The sequence below is a fragment of the Acinetobacter sp. 228 genome, assembly GCF_048147885.1.
The window spans coordinates 1-1,207 of record NZ_JAYWYV010000393.1 but is presented as its reverse complement, the minus strand read 5'-3'; the positions used below and the strand labels follow the sequence as shown (position 1 = coordinate 1,207).

The 1,207-nt window shown below is 41.5% G+C and carries 1 protein-coding gene; it reads left to right on the top strand.

Going from position 1 to position 1,207, the window contains the following annotated elements:
* Positions 1 to 1,183, top strand: a 1,183-nt coding sequence (locus VXQ92_RS19290; protein WP_416682886.1) for a baseplate J/gp47 family protein, incomplete at its 5' end; no start/stop codon positions are given.
* Positions 1,184 to 1,207: the final 24 nt, after the last annotated feature.

Below are 1,207 nucleotides of genomic sequence, written 5' to 3'. Positions count from 1 at the left end.
GGCACTAACTAGCATAGCCCCAGTAATTAACCAATATGGCGTAACAGTTTCAACATACAGTGAAATTGTTGAGCACCTTAAAGAAAAATATCGAGAAATTTATGGCCAAGATGTTTACTTAGAAAATGATAGTCAAGATGGACAATGGATTGGTGTAATTGCTCGTGTAATTGCTGACTGTAATGCGGTTGTTTCCGACGTTTACAACTCTATGTCGCCAAGTACTGCCGATACTGATGCGCTTTCACGCAATGTCAAAATCAATGGCATTCGCCGTGCAGTGGCCACAAAATCAACTGTATCAGTGGTTTTGGTGGGCGTTGCCGGCACAATCATTAATAACGGTATTGTGAGTGACAAAAACAATAACCGGTGGTTGTTGCCGGCACAAGTTGTTATTCCTTCAGAATGTGAAATAGTTACTACGGCAATAGCTGAAAAGCCTGGAGAAATTTTGGCTTTACCAAATTCAGTTACGACCATTTCAACACCTACACGTGGTTGGCAATCAGTTAATAATCCTCAGGCTTCCACATTAGGTGCGCCAGTTGAAAGCAATGCTAAATTACGGCAACGCCAGGCACTATCGACTGCTATTCCATCGCGTTCTTATACTGAAGGTATTTTAGGTGCGTTGTTTAGCCTTGATGGGGTAAGCCGTTGTAAGGTTTATGAAAATAAAAAGTCATTCGTAGATCCTTTAGGGCTACCACCAAAATCTTTAGCGGTAGTTGTTGCGGGTGGAAATGATCAATTGATTGCTGAAACCATTCGGGTAAAGAAAGCGCCTGGTTGTGATCTATATGGAAATACAACTGTGATTCGCCCAACTGTCTATGGAGATCCAGTAGAAATTCAATATTGGCGACCTATTCAAAAGTCTATGGGTATCCGTTTTGAATTAACGACTAATTCTGATTACACGGTAGATATTGGTGAGCAAATAAAGAGCGCTTCAGCCGATTACATTAATCAGCTCGATATTGGTGACCGTATTGCAATTAATAAGCTGTATGTACCAGCAGGTTTATACGGTGCATTGGATGCCAGGTCTTATGAAATTGAAAGCCTTCAATTGACTGTAGACGGCGTACCAGTTGAGGGTGATTACACCTTGGCTTTTAACGCCGTGGCCTATTGTGATTCAGACAATATCGAGATCAGTGTTGCTGGAGGTGGTTAATGCAAACAGATGATTACTTGAATC